A 16,031-nucleotide genomic window follows, 5' to 3' on the forward strand; every position below is an offset into this window, starting at 1 on the left:
ATCTGTCACGCAGCACATGGCTGGTCAGCGCGCAGGTGAAGGAGATGCTCGGAGACCGCGCGACAATGCTCCCGGCCCGGCTATCGCGCCCGGAGACCTGGCCCGAAGCTTCTTTCGATACGCAAATCGAAGCGACATACCGCATCTGGCCCTGGACGCGCCGCTGGTTCGGGCCTCGGCCATGGATTTCGCTTTCACAGAGCAGGGGATCGAGGCCCATATCGCCGACGATCAGGCCATCTTCGCGCGCAATTTCACTGGAGATCGCGGTGATCGGTCTCGTGCCCTCATCGAGAACGCCCGTCACATTGCCGTGACATTGCGCAACCACCTTGCGCAGCACATTCGCGACGATCTCAATGCCTATGCACACCACCTTGAGACAGCGCAACCTGCCAATCCGCATCGGCTGAGTTTCCTTGCGACGGGGATTGAAGCCGATCTGGAGGACGCGTTCCGCAGCGAGGGTTTCGACACGCGCGCGAAGCGGCACCTGCGCGCGTTCCTGATTCAGCATCGTGATTTCATGGATCAGTGCGTGCCGAATGCGGCGGAGGCCATCCGGGTGAAGCGCGAGACGAGACTCGACCAGCCCATCTCCAAGGCCGAGGTAACCGACGCGCTCGACAGGCCCGAAAGCGCTATCGCACAGACCGACGCCGCGACCGCCTCCGTCGCCCAGGTCCTCGCCGAGATGCGTCGCCACGATGATGCCCTCAACACCGAAGAAATCAGGGTCTATTCGGGCCACGACCAGCACCGCTTCGGCTCCGCCGTCGAAGCCGAGGCGAAAGAGGTGATCACGCACACCTCGCGGCTCTACTGGCGCGCACGGGCGGCGCAGATGTGGCGCGCGGCTGAGGCAATGCAGATGGCCGTTACCATTTCCGGCAAGACGGTGCCCGAGATCGCGCGGATCCTGACCGAAGCGCTTACCCCTCTCATGCACGGGTTCGGCCAGCTTTTGCAGGGCCTTCCCCCGCTTTAGCCCCATTGCCGAAAGCCCGCCGAGCGGCTAAAGCCACGCCATGACCCAGAACGCCCTTCCGCCCGAAATCGCCCGCCGCCGGACCTTCGCGATCATCGCGCACCCGGATGCCGGCAAGACCACGCTGACCGAAAAGTTCCTGCTGTTCGGGGGCGCCATCCAGATGGCCGGTCAGGTGCGCGCGAAGGGCGAGGCGCGGCGCACGCGGTCGGACTTCATGAAGCTGGAGCAGGACCGCGGGATTTCCGTCTCGGCCTCGGCGATGTCTTTTGATTTCAAGGAATTCCGGTTCAACCTGGTGGATACGCCCGGCCACTCGGATTTCTCCGAGGACACCTATCGCACGCTCACGGCCGTGGACACGGCGGTGATGGTGATCGACGGCGCGAAGGGGGTGGAAAGCCAGACCCGCAAGCTGTTCGAGGTCTGCCGCCTGCGCGACCTGCCGATCCTGACCTTCTGCAACAAGATGGACCGCGAGGCGCGCGACACCTTCGAGATCATCGACGAGATCCAGGAAAACCTGGCGATCGACGTGGCCCCCGCGAGCTGGCCGATCGGCTCCGGGCGCGAGTTCATCGGCTGCTACGACCTGCTGAACGACCGGCTGGAGCTGATGGACCGGGCGGACCGCAACCGGGTGGCGGAATCCATCGAGATCAAGGGGCTGGACGACCCCCGCCTGGCCGAGCACATTCCCTCCGACATGCTCGCGAAGCTGCGCGAGGAGATCGAAATGGCGCGCGAGCTGCTGCCGCCCTTCGACCGGGAGCGCTTCCTCGAGGGCTCGATGACGCCGATCTGGTTCGGCTCCGCGATCAATTCCTTCGGCGTCAAGGAGCTGATGGACGGCATCGGCGCCTATGGCCCCGAGCCGCAGCCGCAGCCCGCGGCCGAGCGGGTGGTGCACCCCGATGAGAAGGCCGTGACCGGCTTCGTGTTCAAGGTGCAGGCGAATATGGACCCGAAGCACCGCGACCGGGTCGCCTTCGTGCGGCTGGCGTCCGGGCATTTCGAGCGCGGGATGAAGCTTCTGCATGTGCGCTCGAAAAAGCCGATGGCGGTGTCGAACCCGGTGCTGTTTCTGGCCGCGGACCGTGAGCTGGCCGAAGAGGCCTGGGCGGGCGATATCATCGGGATCCCGAACCACGGCCAGCTGCGCATCGGCGATGCGCTGAGCGAAGGCGAGACGCTGCGCTTCACCGGCATCCCCTCCTTCGCGCCGGAGCTGCTGCAATCCGTGCGCTCGACCGATCCGATGAAGGCCAAGCACCTGGAAAAGGCGCTGATGCAATTCGCCGAGGAGGGCGCTGCGAAAGTGTTCAAGCCGGCGATCGGCTCGGGCTTCATCGTGGGCGTCGTGGGGGCGCTGCAGTTCGACGTGCTGGCGAGCCGGATCGAGATCGAATACGGGATCCCGGTGCGGTTCGAGGCCTCGCAATTCACCTCCGCCCGCTGGGTGCTGGGGCCGAAGGAGCTGGTCGAGAAGCTGGCCAATGCCAACAAGCAGCATATCGCCACCGACAACGACGGCGACACCGTGTTCCTGACCCGGCTGCAATGGGATATCGACCGGGTGCTGCGCGATTATGAGGGCGTGACGCTGAGTGCAACCAAGGAAATGATGGTCTGAAGCGGTTTGCCTTTCCGGGCCCGGCGGCGCAGTATCGCGCCACGGCCCGGCGCCGCTGAGGAGACCGCATGACCACCCCGCTGCCCCCCGATCTGATCACCCGCCTGTGCGAGGCCGCGACCGCGCCCGAGGGCGTCCATACGGTCGAGGCGCTGGCCGATCTGTGGCTCACCGATCACCTCACCGACGATGGCGATCCGGAGGAGATGGCCTGGTCCGACCTCTGTGTATTCGAGCTCGATGCGCATCCCGAGGTGCTGTTCGCCTTCATCCTGCGCGCGATCCGCAAGGCGGAAAACCCCTGGCAGGTGGGCCTGATCGCCGCCGGGCCGCTGGAAGACCTGCTGACGGTGCAGGGCCCGGCCTATATCGACCGGCTGGAGGATCAGGCGCGGCGCTCGGCGCGGATGCGCTATGCGCTGACCGGCGTCTGGACGCAGGACCTGCCCGAAGAGGATGTGCGCGCGCGCATCGACGCCGCGCGCCTTGCGGCGATGGACAGCGGCCTCGACATCGGTGCGCCGCTGCCCCCCGCCTGATCTATTCGCGCACGGTGACATAGAGCAGATCATCGCGCAGCGGGATCTGCTCGGTTCCGGGCCGTTCGGCCATGAACAGCATGTGGGTGGCCGACGTGCGCCCGCCGCAGCGGCCGCTCGACACGATAATTCGCCCGGTGGCATGAACCGTCTGCGCCTCGACCGGCCCCGGGCTCAGCCCCTCGCAGCTCTCCCGCACGCCACGCAGGACGGCGGATTGCCCGACCTTCAGATCCAGACTGCGCTGGACCCTGCCCTCACTGCCTTCGGAATGCGCCCCCATGGAAAACGCGGACACGAGAACCGCGCCTGCAACGCCAAAATCGCGGAACATTCTCCCCTCCCAAAGATAATATTCCATAAAATAGAAACAAAGCCGCCCGGACGTATCCGGGCGGCAAAGTCTATCCTGTTCAGGCCGAGTCGCGCAGAGCCTCAGGCGATTGTCAGCTCCATGCCCACGTCGCAGGCGAGCACCTTGGAGACCGGGCAGCCCGCCTTCGCGGCTTCGGCGGCGGCACGAATGGCAGCGGCGTCGCCCTTTCCCGCCACCGTCACATGCAGGATCGACGAGGTGATGGTGAAGCCGCCGCCGGAATTGTCGAGGCTCACCTGCGCGGTGGTGTCGATCACCGCATCGGTGACGCCCGCCTCCTCCAGCCCCTTTGACAGCGCCATGGAAAAGCAGGCGGCATGGGCGGCGGCGATCAGTTCTTCGGGGTTGGTGCCGGGCACGCCCTCGAACCGGGTCTTGAAGCCATAGGGCTGTTCGGACAGGGCGCCCGATTGGGTCGAGACCTGCCCCTTGCCGGTGCGGATCGGGCCTTCCCAATGGGCGGAGCCGGATTTGACGATCATGATGTCCTCCATTTCTGAGGGAAACGCAGGACCGGCCATTCGGTTCCCCCGGGTCAGAGCGCCGGTAGCGCCACCCGCAGCTGCGCCGCCAGCTGCGCCATATCCGCCTGATGCGCGCCCCAATCCGCCGTGCGCGCGGCAAACAGCGTCGCCTGGCTCTGATGGACCAGCCCGTCGGAGAGGATCTTCAGGTGGTTCGCGCGCAGTGTCTCGCCCGAAGAGGTGATATCGGCGATGGCCTCGGCGGTTAGGTTCTTCACCGTGCCCTCGGTGGCGCCCTGGCTATCGATGAGCTGCCAGTCCGCCACGCCCTCGCGGGTCAGGAACTCGCGCACGAGCCGGTGGTATTTGGTGGCAATCCGCAGGCGGTGGCCATGCGCCTCGCGAAAGGCGTGGGCGGCGGCGTCCAGGTCTTCCAGCGTGTCCACATCCTGCCAGCAGGCAGGCACGGCGATGATCAGATCGGCATGGCCAAAGCCCATCGGCGCCAGCTCCGCCACCAGCCCCTGCCAGTCTGCCAGCTTGTCGCGCACGAGATCGGAGCCGGTGACGCCGAGGTGAATGCGCCCCGCCGCCAGCTCGCGCGGGATTTCTCCGGCCGAGAGCAGCACCAGCTCCACCCCCTCCGCCCCTTCCACCGCGCCGGCATATTCGCGCTCCGATCCGGTCCGGCGCAAGGTCACGCCGCGCGCGGCGAACCAGTCGAAGGTCTTTTCCATCAGACGGCCCTTGGAGGGCACCCCGAGCTTGATCATCCGCGGGCCTCCATATCGGCGACGATGCCGGGGCGGATCACGCCGCCCACGGCCGGGATCTCTCGCCCACCGCCCAGAACCCGCGTCAGCGCGTCGTAGCGCCCGCCCGAGGCCACCGGCGGCAGCGCCGGATCCTGCGCGGAGAAGGTAAAGACGAAACCGTCGTAATATTCCATGGAGCTGCGGCCGTGGCTCGCCTCGAAGACCAGCGCCGAGGTGTCGATGCTGCGCGCGGCCATCGCCGCGAGGCGCCGCTCCAGCCGGGCGATGGCGGGGCTGAGCGCGGGAATGCCCAGAGCCGCGAGCCGCTGCGGCGCCTGATCCGCCGGGCAGGCCAGCGCGAACAGCGCATCGAACTGCGCCACCACATCGGCCGGGATCGGCGCGGCTTCGGCATCCATGCGCAAGACCTCGATCCGGGCCTGCATTTCCTCGGGCGTGCGCTGGCCGATCCAGGGTGCGCCACCGCCTTCCGCCGCCCCTGCCAGAAGCGCCGCGCGCGGCGCGGGCACCGGCGCGAGCCCGGCATAGCGGGTCATCAGCGCATGGAACCGCCGCGGGCGCCAGATATGGCGCGCGAGCGCCGCCTTGCGCGGGGCGATCGTGTCGATCCCGGCCACGGCCGCGCGCAGGATGCCGATATCGCCCACCGTCGCCGTCAGCCGCAGATGCGCGAGCAGCCGGGCGAACAGCGCGAACACTTCCGCGTCCGCGGTATCGGGGTCGGTGCGGTCAAACACCTCATAGCCGGCCTGCAGATATTCATTGGCCCGGGCCGCGCCGCGATGATCCTGCCGGCGGAACACCTCGCCCATATAGCAATAGCGCGCGGGCTCGGCGCCCTCGGCCATATGCGCTTCCACCACCGGCACGGTGAAATCCGGGCGCAGCATCATCTCGCCGCGCAGCGGATCGGAGGTGACGTAGGCGCGGGCGCGAATGTCCTCTCCATAGAGATCGAGCAGCCTGTCGGCCGGCTGCAGCAGATCCGGCGTGACCTCCGCGGCCCCCGCGCGCAGGAAGGCGCCGAGGAGCCGTTCGCCTGCCTCGCGGGCGCGCGCTTTCGTGGCCATCAGCCCAGCCCCAGCATGCGGCGCACGCTCTGCACCATCGCATCCCGCGGCACTTCCACCTGCGCGGGCTGGTTTTTCCATTCCTCGAGGCTCGCCTCCGCCGCGATCTTCGCACCGAGCACCAGATCCTTGATCTGTACCACGCCGCGGGCGGCCTCATCCGTGCCCTGGATGATGGCGACCGGGCTCGCGCGCTTGTCGGCGTATTTGAGCTGGTTACCGAAGTTCTTCGGATTGCCGAGATAGACCTCGGCGCGGATGCCCGCGCGGCGCAGCTCCGCCGCCATCGCGAGGTAATCCCCCATCCGGTCGCGGTCCATCACCGTGACCACCACCGGCCCCTGCGCCGGGGCGCCGATCCGGCCCTTGGCGCGCAGCGCCGAAAGCAGCCGGTCCACCCCGATGGACACACCGGTGGCCGGGACTTCCTGCCCGGTGAAGCGCTTCACCAGATCATCATAGCGCCCGCCGCCCGCGACGGAGCCAAAAGACCGCTTCCGGCCCTTCTCGTCGAAGATCTCGAAGGTCAGCTCGGCCTCGAACACCGGGCCGGTATAATAGCCGAGACCGCGCACCACAGACGGGTCGATCACGATCCGGTCGGCGCCATAGCCCTGCCCATCGAGGAGCGATGCGATCAGCTCCAGCTCATCCACCCCCGCGGCGCCGAGCGCCGAGCCGCGCACCAGCTCGCGCAGCCGCGCGACAGTGGCCGCCCCGCTCTCGCGCCGCGCGGCCATGAAGCCCATGACCACATCGGCCTGCTCCGCCGAAAGCCCCGCGCCCTTGGTGAAATCGCCCGATGCGTCCAGCCGTCCCGCGCCCATCAGCGCGCGCACACCCGCCTCGCCGAACTTGTCGAACTTGTCGATCGCGCGCAGCACGATGCCACGCTCCTGCGCGAAGCGCTCCGGATCCGAGGGATCGAGCACGCCCGCGACCTCCATCACCCCGTTCAGCACCTTGCGGTTGTTCACCCGCACCACATAATCGCCGCGCGGGATGCCCACGGCCTCCAGCGCATCCGACAGCATGCCGCAGATTTCCGCATCCGCCGCCACCGAAGGCGCGCCCACGGTATCGGCATCGCATTGATAGAACTGGCGGAACCGCCCCGGGCCGGGCTTCTCGTTGCGCCAGACCGGGCCCATGGTATAGCGCCGGTAGGGGCTGGGCAGGTCGTTGCGGAACTGCGCGGCCACGCGGGCGAGCGGCGCCGTCATATCGTAGCGCAGCGCGAGCCAGTCTCCGCCCTCGTCCTGCCAGGCGAACACGCCTTCGTTCGGGCGGTCCACATCGGGCAGGAACTTGCCGAGCGCCTCCACGGTCTCGACCGCGCTGGTCTCCAGCGGATCGAAGCCATGCGCGCGGTACACCTCGGCGATGCTCGCAAGCATTTCCGCGCGCTCAGTCACCTCCGCGCCGAAATAATCGCGAAACCCCTTCGGCGTCTCCGCGCGCGGACGGCGCGGCTTCTTCTCGCTGGACATGGCTTGCACCCGATCGTTTCTCGCGCGAGGGTGTAGCGGATGGGGTGCCGCGCGGCAAGCACCGGAGGCAGGGAAACATGGACCGGATCGAGCGCATGGAAGAACAGCTGGCCTTCATGGCCAAGGCGGTCGAGGAGCTGTCGGACGTGCTGGCGCGGCAAACGCGCGAGATCGACCGGCTCGGCCGCATGGTCGGGCTGCTGATGGAGCGCGAGGCCGACCGCGAATTCGATGCCGGCGGGCAGATCCCGCTGGCGGACCAGAAGCCGCCGCACTGGTAGGCGGCGCGGGTCAGCCGGCCAGCGCGCGGGCCAGCCGGTTCTGGGTCTCGATCACGCGCGGCAGCTCGATGCTGGTGAGCCGCCCGCCGCGCACCACGCCGCGGCCATTCACGAACAGATCGCGCACCCGGGCAGGCCCCGAGAGCAGCAGCGCCGCGACCGGATCCCAGGCGCCCGCCGCCTCCAGCCCCGAGACATCCCAGATCGCCAGATCGGCGCACATACCGGGCGCAATCGCCCCGCAGTCGTCCCGGCCCAGAACCTGCGCGCCCCCCAGCGTCGCAATCTCCAGCATCTCGCGCGCGCTCATCGCATCGGCGCCGTTCTGCACCCGCTGCAGCAGCAGCGCCATCCGCGCCTCAGCGATCAGGTTGCCCGCGTCGTTGGAGGCAGAGCCATCCACCCCGAGAGCCACCTTCACCCCGGCGTCGCGCATCGCGCGCACCGGCGCGATACCGGAACCGAGGCGGCAATTCGAACAGGGGCAATGGGCCACGCCCGTCTGCGAGCGGGCGAACAGGCCGATTTCCGCGGCATCCAGCTTCACGCAATGCGCATGCCACACATCGGCGCCCGTCCAGCCCAGATCTTCGGCATATTGGCCGGGGCGGCAGCCAAACTGCGCCAGCGAATAGGCGATATCCTCGTCATTCTCGGCCAGATGGGTGTGCAGCATCACGCCCTTGTCGCGCGCAAGAACCGCCGCGTCGCGCATCAGCCCGCGGCTGACCGAAAACGGCGAACAGGGCGCCACGCCCACCCGCACCATCGCGCCCGGGCGCGGGTCGTGGAAGGCGTCGATCACCCGGATGCAGTCGTTCAGGATATCGGCTTCGCGCTCCACCAGGCTGTCGAGCGGCAGCCCGCCCTGGGACTGGCCGATGGACATGGCGCCCCGCGTCGGGTGGAAGCGCAGGCCGATTTCTGCCGCGGCCTCGATCGTGTCCTCCAGCCGCGCGCCGTTCGGATACATATAGAGGTGATCCGAGCTGAGCGTGCAACCCGAGAGCGCCAGCTCCGCAAGCCCGGTCAGCGCGGAGACCCGGATTTCCTGCGGCCCCATCCGCGCCCAGATCGGATAGAGCGTCCTCAGCCAGCCGAACAGAAGCGCATCCTGCCCGCCCGGGACTGCGCGGGTGAGGGTCTGGTACAGGTGGTGGTGCGTGTTCACCAATCCCGGGGTGACGACGCAGCCGGTGGCGTCGATCACGCTTCCAATGGTGCTAAGCCCCGGGCCCACCGCCGCGATCCGGTGATCGCGCAGCAGCACATCGGCGCCCTTCAGCTCGCGCCGGGTGGCATCCATCGTCACCACGACATCGGCGCCGCGGATCAGGGTTTCATGCGGGACAGGCGTGGTCATGCATCCTCCACCCCTTCGGAGGAACTATGCGGGCGCCCGACAGAAGGGGAAAGGACTCGGAAGCCGCGAGGATCAGGCGTTCAGCACCGCGAGCGCCGCGGCATGGATTTCGGGGTTCGCGGCGGCGATGACCTGGCCGCCGCCCCAGGCCGGGCCGCCTTGCCAGTTTGTCACGATACCGCCTGCGGCCTCGATCACCGCGATCGGGGCGCCGACATCATAGGGCTGCAGCCCGGCTTCGACCACGAGGTCGATCTGCCCGGCGGCCACCAGCGCATAGGCGTAGCAATCCGTGCCATAGCGGGTCAGCCGGCATTGCGCCGAAAGCCGCGCGAAGGCCGCGCCTTCGGCAGGCTGGCCCACCTCCGGATAGGTGGTGAAGATCGTCGCCTCCGAGAGCGCCCGCGGCCCGCGCGCCTTCAGCGCATGGGTGCCCATCGGGCCGGTGACGCGCGCCACACCCGCGCCGCCGATGAAACGCTCGCCGATGAAGGGCTGGTCGATGATGCCCAGAAGCGGCTGCCCCGGGCCCTCCGGCCGCTCCTCCGACAGGGCGATCAGCACCCCCCAGGTCGGCGTGCCGGACATGTAGCTGCGGGTGCCATCGACCGGGTCCAGCACCCAGGTCAGGCCGCTTTCGCCGCGCTGGACCCCGTATTCCTCGCCCCAGATGCCATCCTGCGGCCGCAGCCGGGCCAGGATCCCGCGCATGGCATGCTCGGCCGCGCGGTCTGCGATGGTCACCGGATCGAAGCCCGTGGCGAGCTTGTTCTCCGCCGCGAGGCCGCCATCGGCGCGGAAATGGAGCAGCGTCTCAGTGCGGGCGGCCTCGGCCAGTGCCTCGGCCACAGCCAGAAGATCCGCGGCCTGCGCGGGATCGAGGGAAAGGGTCATGCCAAACTCCAGGTCCTGCCCGATCGGTAGCCGCGCCCCGGCGAAGGGTCAAGCAGCCTCGGAGAGCACCTTGGCCAGCTCGAACAGACGCCGGCGCTGCGCCTCCGGAATGGCATAATAGGAGCGCACCAGCGCCAGCGCTTCCTTGTCGCTCATCAGGTCGGGCGCGGCTTCCACGATTTCCGCCTCCTCGCTGAACCCTTCGAAGAAGAACGCCACCGCGACCCCGAGCGCATCGGCGATATCCCACAGCCGGGACGCAGACACCCGGTTCATCCCGGTCTCGTATTTCTGGATCTGCTGGAACTTGATTCCGACCCGGTCGGCCAGCTGTTGCTGCGTGATGCCGGTCATCCAGCGGCGGTGACGAATGCGTTTGCCAACATGAACGTCAACAGGGTGTGCCATGAAACCTATCCCAAATACTCGTAAGCGAACTTCCGCAGATTATTGTTAGCACAACAGGCCCTGCGAATTCGCGCAAAGATTGCATGAACAGACCGCAAGCGGGAGGCAAATGATGCAAAAACAGAAGAAAGCCTTAAAATCGGTATATGTTTACGATCACTTTTCAGAGTGATTTCGTTCAAAATTGATCCAAATCCCACGGAACTTCCCCGGTCGAAATTCGTTTCCGGAAACGGTCCCGCCGCAGAGGTGGTGCGGCGACGGAGGCCCGCCGGGAGCTGCGGCTGCGACTTTCGGCCTGATTCGCCGGTTTCGAATCAGTTCTGGCTGGCCCGGCACAGCCGCAGCCGGTAGGCTCCGGCCCAAACCAGCAGAGAGACCCCCATGCGCGCCTTCCAGCTGAGCCGGACCGGAACCGCCCCCGGCCTTGTGGACCTTCCCCTGCCCGCCCCCGGCCCGGGCGAGCTCGCCGTCCGCATCGAAGCCTGTGGGCTGAACTTTGCCGATCTGCTGATGATCGACGGCAAATATCAGGACACGCCGCCCACGCCCTTCGTCATGGGGATGGAGGCGGCCGGGATGGTGACCGCGGCGGGGAGTGGCACGCAGATCGCGCCGGGCACCCGGGTCGCGGTCTTTGCCGGACAGGGGGGCCTCGCCGAGGCGGGCGTGTTCCCCGAGGAGCGCTGCACGCCCCTGCCCGCGAGCATGAGTGCAACCCAGGCCGCGGCCTTCCAGATCGCTTATGGGACGTCGCATGTGGCGCTCGTGCACCGCGCGCGGCTGCGCCCCGGCGAGACGCTCGCCGTGCTGGGCGCGGCGGGCGGCGTCGGGCTGACGGCGGTGGAGATCGGCCACAAGATCGGCGCGCGGGTCATCGCGCTCGCCCGCGGCGCGGAGAAGCTCGAGATCGCCCGCGCGGCCGGGGCCGACATCGTGATCGACAGCGAAACCCCGGACCTGCGCGGCGCCTTGCGCGCGGCGGGCGGGGTCGATGTGGTCTATGATGCGATCGGTGGCGCGGCGGGCGAGGCCGCGTTCCGCGCGCTGCGGCCTGCGGGGCGGTTTCTCGTCATCGGCTTTGCCGCGGGCAGCCTTCCGGTGCTGCCGCTCAACCATGCGCTGGTGAAGAACATCGAGATCCATGGCCTCTATTGGGGCGGATACCTGACGCTGGATCCCGGGCTTCTGCGCGCCTCGATGGCCGAGCTGTTCGGCTGGTTCGCCGAGGGCGGCCTGCACCCGCATGTCTCCGCGAGCTTCCCCCTCGCGCAGGCGGCCGAGGCGCTGGACATGTTGCGCGCGCGCCGCTCTACCGGCAAGATCGTCGTCACCATGCCCTGATCGCGGGGCCCTGATCGCGGGAATTTCACTATATCCGTGGATTTTCGTCGTATTTTTTCCGGGCACCGCGCTTGAATTCGGGGGCCGGCTTTCCAATATCGTGTCGGAAAACCGGCGGCAGTGCGGCCGCGCAAGACCCGAGGGAGAAACCAATGCCTGATTTCAATACGATGCGCGCCGGCTCCACGACTTCGCGCGCGACGCAGATCGACGAGGGTCTGCGGGCATATATGAACAAGGTCTATGGCCTGATGTCGCTAGCCATGGTGATCACCGGGGCGGTGGCCTGGGGCGTGGGCTCCAACCCGCAGCTGATCGCGGCGATCTGGGGATCGGGCCTGAAATGGGTTGTGATGCTGGCGCCGCTGGCGGTGGTCTTCGCCTTCTCGGCGATGCTGAACCGGATGTCGACCGCCACCGCGCAGATGGTGTTCCTGGGCTATTCGGCGCTGATGGGCCTGTCGATCAGCTTCATCTTCGCCGCCTATACCGGCATTTCGATCGCGCAGACCTTCCTCGTTACCGCCATCGCCTTCGCCGGCCTGTCGCTTTATGGCTATACCACCAAGCGCGATCTGGGGCCGGTGGGCTCGTTCCTGATGATGGGTGTGATCGGGCTCGTCGTGGCTTCGATCCTGAACATTTTCATCGCCTCGAGCGCGCTGCAATTCGCGATCTCGGTGATCGGCGTGCTGATCTTCGCGGGCCTGACCGCCTATGACACCCAGAACATCAAGAACACCTACCTGCAGCTGGCCGCGACCGAGCATGATTTTCTCGGCAAGGCGGCGATCATGGGCGCGCTTCAGCTCTACCTCGACTTCCTGAACCTGTTCATGTTCCTGCTGCAATTCATGGGCGATCGCCGCGAGTGATCCCGCCCCGAGCGCAGATACGGCGTCCGCCTTGCGGTGGGCGCCTTTTTCATTAGCCTCGGGGCGCCGCGAGGCCCTGCCCCGGAATGGTCATCATTCGGCCTCGGGCCGACCATAGACATCCTGTCTTCTCCTACAGGAAGAGATTGAAGAGGATGAATTTTACAATGACCCGCATTCAGCTGACCCTCGCCCTTCTGGCCACGGCCATGGCCGTGGCCGCCTGCGAACCCGTGCAGCCGCTTCAGGAATATCGCCCGGCAGTCGACCCGGCGAAGGTGAAGCCTGCGAAATTCGAGCGCGATCTGGAGGAATGCCGCTCCATCGCGCTGCAGGTCGAGGCGGACTACAAACAGCGCCAGCAGAAAGAGGCCGGGCAGCGCCTCGTCGGCGGGCTGGTCGCCGGGGCGCTCCTCGGGGCGGCCGTCGGCACCCGCAGCGTCAATCAGGGCGACATGATCGCCACCGGCGCCGCGACCGGGGCCGTGGTCGGCGCAGGATCCGGGGACTACGGCCACGACATGGTCACCTACGGGCCCCGCCGCGTCGTCGACCGCTGCATGACCGGGCGCGGTTATACCCTGCTGACGGATTTCGGCCGCGGCTGAGCATTGGTTCTGTCGTAACGAGTTTTCTGTCACCGTTCACGAGTGCGCCCGCCGCCCCGCCGCGGCGGGCCGTTTTCGTGAGAACACCCAGTGCCTGCACTGGACAGGAACAGGCCAGATCTGGTTGGATGCCGCAATCTGCCCGGAGACTTTCGATGCGCCCGTTCCTTGCCCGGCTCCTGCTGACCAGCCTCATCCTCGGCGCCATGATGTGGCCTGCAACACGGGCGGCGGCGCAGGACCCGGCGCCTCAGTCGTTCCGGCTCGGTGTATTTATCTCCTCGCTCTCGGGCATTTCGCCCAGCAACGGCAGTTTCCGCATCGCCGGCTATCTTTGGCTGGTCCTCCCGCCGGGCTCTGGCGATACCATGCCGGGGCTGAAACTATTCGGCCGGTCCGTGACCCTCACCCCCTTTTCCGGCACCCCCATGCCCGAAGGCGGCCGATAGCAGTCCTACAGCTTTGAGGCCATCGTCGATCACGATTTCGACCTGCGCGACTATCCGTTCGACCGGCAAGCGTTGCAGCTGACCATCGAGGCCACCGATCCGGATACGGAAATCCTGCTAACGCCCGATATCGCGGATTCGGCGATTGCCGATTTCGTCAGTCTGCCGGGCTGGTCGATCACCGGCCTGTCCCTCGCACCCTCCCGGCACAGCTACGCGACCGGGTTCGGCCACCGCGCGACGGGCACCAGCTTTTCGCGGCTCTCTGTCCTGATCGATGTGGAGCGCAGCCGCTCGCCACTCCTGATCGAAAAATTCCTGGGCTATTTCGTTTCCTTCCTGCTCAGCGGCCTGGTGTTGCTGATCCCCGTCAGCGAGCTGGGAACCAGGGTCGGGATGACGACCGGCTCCCTGTTTGCGGCCGTGTTCAACAGATATCGGCTGGAGGATACGATCGGCTTCGATGCCACCTTCGGCCTCGTCGATCAGCTTTCGCTGCTGACCTTCAGCGAAATCCTCCTGATCCTTCTGCTGTCGCTTCTGGCGCACCGCATGGCCCGCCATCAGCGCGCCGACAGCGCCCGGCGCCTGAATCGGCGCTACGGTCCGGCCCTTGTGGGCCTGCACTCCCTGGGCTGGCTCGCGGCCCTGTGGCAGGCGATGTCCTGAGGCGACCCCCGCGGTATCAGGGAACCGAGCCCGGAGCCGCTGCGGCGGCTGATGTTTTCGGAAAATCTGTGTTATACAGGAGCTGGGAGGGGTGCACGGACGCCTTGCTCCATCGGGGCGATAGCAACCGATGGCAGGCCGAAACGCCCGGAGGCGCATGACGGCGGGCTTCAGCCCCGCGTCACAGCCTCAGACGGAGGCGGTCTTTCGGGCCCAAAAGCCCCGGAAAGACCTTGCTTCGAGACATGAGACGCGGCCGGGCCGGCCGGATGGCTATCGATATGCAGGCCCGCTCGCACAGTTTGAGCATAGATATTGAAAATACGCCGCGTGATCCGATGCCCGTCACCCCGGGGCAGCAGATCTGCGCGGCCCGACCGGGCGGCCGAGGTTCAGGAGGAGGACCGAAGCCCATGACCGGCACAGCGACCGTCCTCGGACCGGTCGCGACAAAACGACATTTGTGGAGGGAGGAGTTACTGTATGACATCACCACGATTCGCCAATTGCTCCGCCGCCGGACCCCCACCGCCAGCCAGCGACACCCGCGCGCTGACGCGCAGGCCGCTGCGGTTCGGCTGATCGGTCGTCCCCGCGATCATCGAACATCAAAGGTTCGACGAGGCGCGGATCAGCGGGGAGGCACGACGAAAGCGCCTCGCCCCTCGACTTCGGGTCCATACACGCCCCCGCTCCACCCACACATCTGCTGCGCGCGTGCGGACGGCCGCCGCCCACAGCCATGAACCCCATCTCACCATGCTGCTTGCAGGAGATTGCTGGTGAAAAATTTCGTTTGGATATCGTTTGCCGGCCTGATCGCCCTTGGCGGCTGCGGCTCCGAGGAGGTCACCTATATCGTACCGGCCGAGGCGCAACAGGCCTGCCTGCGCGACGTCGCCAAGGTGACGCATAACAACGATGTCGCATTCGTTACCGGGAAGCCGGTGGAGAACGGGGCCGATCTGACAATCGGCGTCGGCCCGCAACGTGCGCCCTGGCGCTGCATCGCGGTGACCGGAGGCGGCACGACCGGCATCGCATCGCTCACCAACGAAGGAGCCATGTAAAGCTCCTACTCGGGTGATGCCCTGCGCATCACCCGAGGCCCCAATAAATCTGCCCGCGATCTCGCCCAACGGTGCATGATGCCGGAGAACCGTTACTCTCGGCCGCGTAGTATATTTTCAGGTTGCGCGGGATGCACTGCCCCGAAGAATGGCGATCGGTCAGCGCGTAAATACTTAATATTTTCAATATATTAAGAAATTTCTCGGAGCATTTCGACCGCCACACCAGCCATTTGTGGCCAGCACTCCGCGCGGCCCAGGTGAAATATTTCTGTATCGACTGCATTTCAGGGCTTGCAACTCCGCCCCAGATTCGTCAATTAGGCGCCGGACCGGTAGCTCAGTGGTAGAGCAGCTGACTCTTAATCAGCGGGTCGAGGGTTCGAAACCCTCCCGGTTCACCATAATTCCACGATTTTATTAGGATTTCACGTCAAGATATTGATTTTCACCCCGAACTGAGGCGGTTGGGCGCGTAATTTTCATTAAGAATTGAGCCATGTGAACCTTCCCCCTGAGCGGAGAGCGGCGGGGGCAACGGAGTGATCAACATGGGACCTTTGACCATCATCGGCCGGATGCATTTGCTGCAAAACCGACTCTTTTACGCAATTCGGCTGCTAGGCGAGGTTCCCCTATCCCCGGACAGACTTATTCCACGACTTCAGTGACAGGTATGCCGAGCGTGGTGTAGCCATTCATGACGGCTATGCGGATCTGGAGCTCAGCGACCT

Annotated in this window: 18 protein-coding genes and 1 tRNA gene; 11 read left to right on the top strand and 8 right to left on the bottom strand. The window is 66.5% G+C overall.

The genetic code is table 11. From position 1 onward, the window contains the following. Window positions 1-181: 181 nt before the first annotated feature. The 3 genes from ACOMG5_RS00830 (at window position 182) to ACOMG5_RS00840 (ending at window position 3,160) form a co-directional block, all read left to right on the top strand. Window positions 182-988: a hypothetical protein gene (locus ACOMG5_RS00830; RefSeq protein WP_420341894.1), complete on the top strand. Its 807-nt coding sequence runs from the start codon at window positions 182-184 to the stop codon at window positions 986-988. 40 nt (window positions 989-1,028) lie between these two features. After that, window positions 1,029-2,621 (top strand): peptide chain release factor 3, encoded by a 1,593-nt coding sequence (locus ACOMG5_RS00835; protein ID WP_420341874.1) that lies wholly within the window; start codon window positions 1,029-1,031, stop codon window positions 2,619-2,621. A gap of 68 nt (window positions 2,622-2,689) precedes the next feature. Beyond that, window positions 2,690-3,160, top strand: coding sequence for a DUF6869 domain-containing protein (locus ACOMG5_RS00840; protein WP_420341875.1), 471 nt, complete (start codon window positions 2,690-2,692; stop codon window positions 3,158-3,160). A 1-nt stretch (window position 3,161) separates the two neighbouring features. Here the strand turns inward: ACOMG5_RS00840 and ACOMG5_RS00845 are convergent, their stop codons facing one another. From ACOMG5_RS00845 to hisS, 5 genes are all read right to left on the bottom strand, one after another. Continuing rightward, window positions 3,162-3,494, bottom strand: a complete 333-nt coding sequence (locus ACOMG5_RS00845; protein ID WP_420341876.1) for a hypothetical protein — start codon at window positions 3,492-3,494, stop codon at window positions 3,162-3,164. Between the two features lie 101 nt (window positions 3,495-3,595). Then, window positions 3,596-4,018 (bottom strand): OsmC family peroxiredoxin, encoded by a 423-nt coding sequence (locus tag ACOMG5_RS00850; RefSeq protein WP_420341877.1) that lies wholly within the window; start codon window positions 4,016-4,018, stop codon window positions 3,596-3,598. A gap of 53 nt (window positions 4,019-4,071) precedes the next feature. Then, window positions 4,072-4,773, bottom strand: a complete 702-nt coding sequence (hisG, locus tag ACOMG5_RS00855) for an ATP phosphoribosyltransferase (RefSeq protein WP_420341878.1) — start codon at window positions 4,771-4,773, stop codon at window positions 4,072-4,074. Further along, window positions 4,770-5,846 carry an ATP phosphoribosyltransferase regulatory subunit gene (locus tag ACOMG5_RS00860; RefSeq protein WP_420341879.1) on the bottom strand — a complete coding sequence of 359 codons (1,077 nt, stop codon included), beginning with the start codon at window positions 5,844-5,846 and terminating at the stop codon, window positions 4,770-4,772. The genes hisG and ACOMG5_RS00860 overlap by 4 nt, the downstream gene beginning before the upstream one ends. Continuing rightward, a complete protein-coding gene (hisS, locus tag ACOMG5_RS00865; protein ID WP_420341880.1) occupies window positions 5,846-7,336 on the bottom strand; it encodes a histidine--tRNA ligase in 1,491 nt (496 codons plus the stop codon). The genes ACOMG5_RS00860 and hisS overlap by 1 nt, the downstream gene beginning before the upstream one ends. A gap of 77 nt (window positions 7,337-7,413) precedes the next feature. On the opposite strand from hisS, the gene ACOMG5_RS00870 reads away from it, so the two are divergent. Beyond that, window positions 7,414-7,617 carry a SlyX family protein gene (locus ACOMG5_RS00870; protein WP_420341881.1) on the top strand — a complete coding sequence of 68 codons (204 nt, stop codon included), beginning with the start codon at window positions 7,414-7,416 and terminating at the stop codon, window positions 7,615-7,617. Between the two features lie 10 nt (window positions 7,618-7,627). On the opposite strand, the gene ACOMG5_RS00875 is transcribed toward ACOMG5_RS00870, so the two are convergent. From ACOMG5_RS00875 to ACOMG5_RS00885, 3 genes are all read right to left on the bottom strand, one after another. Further along, on the bottom strand, window positions 7,628-8,980 hold the full coding sequence (locus tag ACOMG5_RS00875; protein ID WP_420341882.1) for an 8-oxoguanine deaminase: 1,353 nt from the start codon (window positions 8,978-8,980) through the stop codon (window positions 7,628-7,630). 72 nt (window positions 8,981-9,052) lie between these two features. Then, entirely contained in the window at window positions 9,053-9,874 is an 822-nt protein-coding gene (locus tag ACOMG5_RS00880) for an inositol monophosphatase family protein (protein ID WP_420341883.1), read from the bottom strand. 48 nt (window positions 9,875-9,922) lie between these two features. Continuing rightward, on the bottom strand, window positions 9,923-10,282 hold the full coding sequence (locus ACOMG5_RS00885; protein ID WP_420341884.1) for a helix-turn-helix domain-containing protein: 360 nt from the start codon (window positions 10,280-10,282) through the stop codon (window positions 9,923-9,925). 384 nt (window positions 10,283-10,666) lie between these two features. Between ACOMG5_RS00885 and ACOMG5_RS00890 the strand changes: the two genes are divergently transcribed. The 7 genes from ACOMG5_RS00890 (at window position 10,667) to ACOMG5_RS00920 (ending at window position 15,701) form a co-directional block, all read left to right on the top strand. Next, on the top strand, window positions 10,667-11,626 hold the full coding sequence (locus tag ACOMG5_RS00890; protein ID WP_420341885.1) for an NADPH:quinone oxidoreductase family protein: 960 nt from the start codon (window positions 10,667-10,669) through the stop codon (window positions 11,624-11,626). A 152-nt stretch (window positions 11,627-11,778) separates the two neighbouring features. Then, window positions 11,779-12,501, top strand: coding sequence for a Bax inhibitor-1 family protein (locus tag ACOMG5_RS00895; protein ID WP_420341886.1), 723 nt, complete (start codon window positions 11,779-11,781; stop codon window positions 12,499-12,501). Window positions 12,502-12,668: 167 nt separating this feature from the next. Then, window positions 12,669-13,109 carry a glycine zipper family protein gene (locus ACOMG5_RS00900; RefSeq protein ID WP_420341887.1) on the top strand — a complete coding sequence of 147 codons (441 nt, stop codon included), beginning with the start codon at window positions 12,669-12,671 and terminating at the stop codon, window positions 13,107-13,109. A 155-nt stretch (window positions 13,110-13,264) separates the two neighbouring features. Continuing rightward, a complete protein-coding gene (locus ACOMG5_RS00905) occupies window positions 13,265-13,558 on the top strand; it encodes a hypothetical protein (protein ID WP_420341888.1) in 294 nt (97 codons plus the stop codon). Between the two features lie 72 nt (window positions 13,559-13,630). After that, entirely contained in the window at window positions 13,631-14,227 is a 597-nt protein-coding gene (locus ACOMG5_RS00910; protein WP_420341889.1) for a hypothetical protein, read from the top strand. A gap of 782 nt (window positions 14,228-15,009) precedes the next feature. Then, window positions 15,010-15,297, top strand: a complete 288-nt coding sequence (locus ACOMG5_RS00915) for a hypothetical protein (protein ID WP_420341890.1) — start codon at window positions 15,010-15,012, stop codon at window positions 15,295-15,297. A 329-nt stretch (window positions 15,298-15,626) separates the two neighbouring features. Continuing rightward, a tRNA-Lys gene (locus tag ACOMG5_RS00920) sits at window positions 15,627-15,701 on the top strand. The last annotated feature ends 330 nt before the right edge of the window (window positions 15,702-16,031 follow it).

This window comes from Paenirhodobacter sp. (assembly GCF_041916475.1).
Classification (GTDB): domain Bacteria; phylum Pseudomonadota; class Alphaproteobacteria; order Rhodobacterales; family Rhodobacteraceae; genus Rhodobacter.

Bases quoted from the DNA above. Each gene is read 5' to 3' on its own strand.
- ACOMG5_RS00830 (WP_420341894.1), top strand. From the start codon at position 182: ATGGATTTCGCTTTCACAGAGCAGGGGATCGAGGCCCATATCGCCGAC.
- ACOMG5_RS00835 (WP_420341874.1), top strand. From the start codon at position 1,029: ATGACCCAGAACGCCCTTCCGCCCGAAATCGCCCGCCGCCGGACCTTC.
- ACOMG5_RS00840 (WP_420341875.1), top strand. From the start codon at position 2,690: ATGACCACCCCGCTGCCCCCCGATCTGATCACCCGCCTGTGCGAGGCC.
- ACOMG5_RS00845 (WP_420341876.1), bottom strand. From the start codon at position 3,494: ATGTTCCGCGATTTTGGCGTTGCAGGCGCGGTTCTCGTGTCCGCGTTT.
- ACOMG5_RS00850 (WP_420341877.1), bottom strand. From the start codon at position 4,018: ATGATCGTCAAATCCGGCTCCGCCCATTGGGAAGGCCCGATCCGCACC.
- hisG (WP_420341878.1), bottom strand. From the start codon at position 4,773: ATGATCAAGCTCGGGGTGCCCTCCAAGGGCCGTCTGATGGAAAAGACC.
- ACOMG5_RS00860 (WP_420341879.1), bottom strand. From the start codon at position 5,846: ATGGCCACGAAAGCGCGCGCCCGCGAGGCAGGCGAACGGCTCCTCGGC.
- hisS (WP_420341880.1), bottom strand. From the start codon at position 7,336: ATGTCCAGCGAGAAGAAGCCGCGCCGTCCGCGCGCGGAGACGCCGAAG.
- ACOMG5_RS00870 (WP_420341881.1), top strand. From the start codon at position 7,414: ATGGACCGGATCGAGCGCATGGAAGAACAGCTGGCCTTCATGGCCAAG.
- ACOMG5_RS00875 (WP_420341882.1), bottom strand. From the start codon at position 8,980: ATGACCACGCCTGTCCCGCATGAAACCCTGATCCGCGGCGCCGATGTC.
- ACOMG5_RS00880 (WP_420341883.1), bottom strand. From the start codon at position 9,874: ATGACCCTTTCCCTCGATCCCGCGCAGGCCGCGGATCTTCTGGCTGTG.
- ACOMG5_RS00885 (WP_420341884.1), bottom strand. From the start codon at position 10,282: ATGGCACACCCTGTTGACGTTCATGTTGGCAAACGCATTCGTCACCGC.
- ACOMG5_RS00890 (WP_420341885.1), top strand. From the start codon at position 10,667: ATGCGCGCCTTCCAGCTGAGCCGGACCGGAACCGCCCCCGGCCTTGTG.
- ACOMG5_RS00895 (WP_420341886.1), top strand. From the start codon at position 11,779: ATGCCTGATTTCAATACGATGCGCGCCGGCTCCACGACTTCGCGCGCG.
- ACOMG5_RS00900 (WP_420341887.1), top strand. From the start codon at position 12,669: ATGACCCGCATTCAGCTGACCCTCGCCCTTCTGGCCACGGCCATGGCC.
- ACOMG5_RS00905 (WP_420341888.1), top strand. From the start codon at position 13,265: ATGCGCCCGTTCCTTGCCCGGCTCCTGCTGACCAGCCTCATCCTCGGC.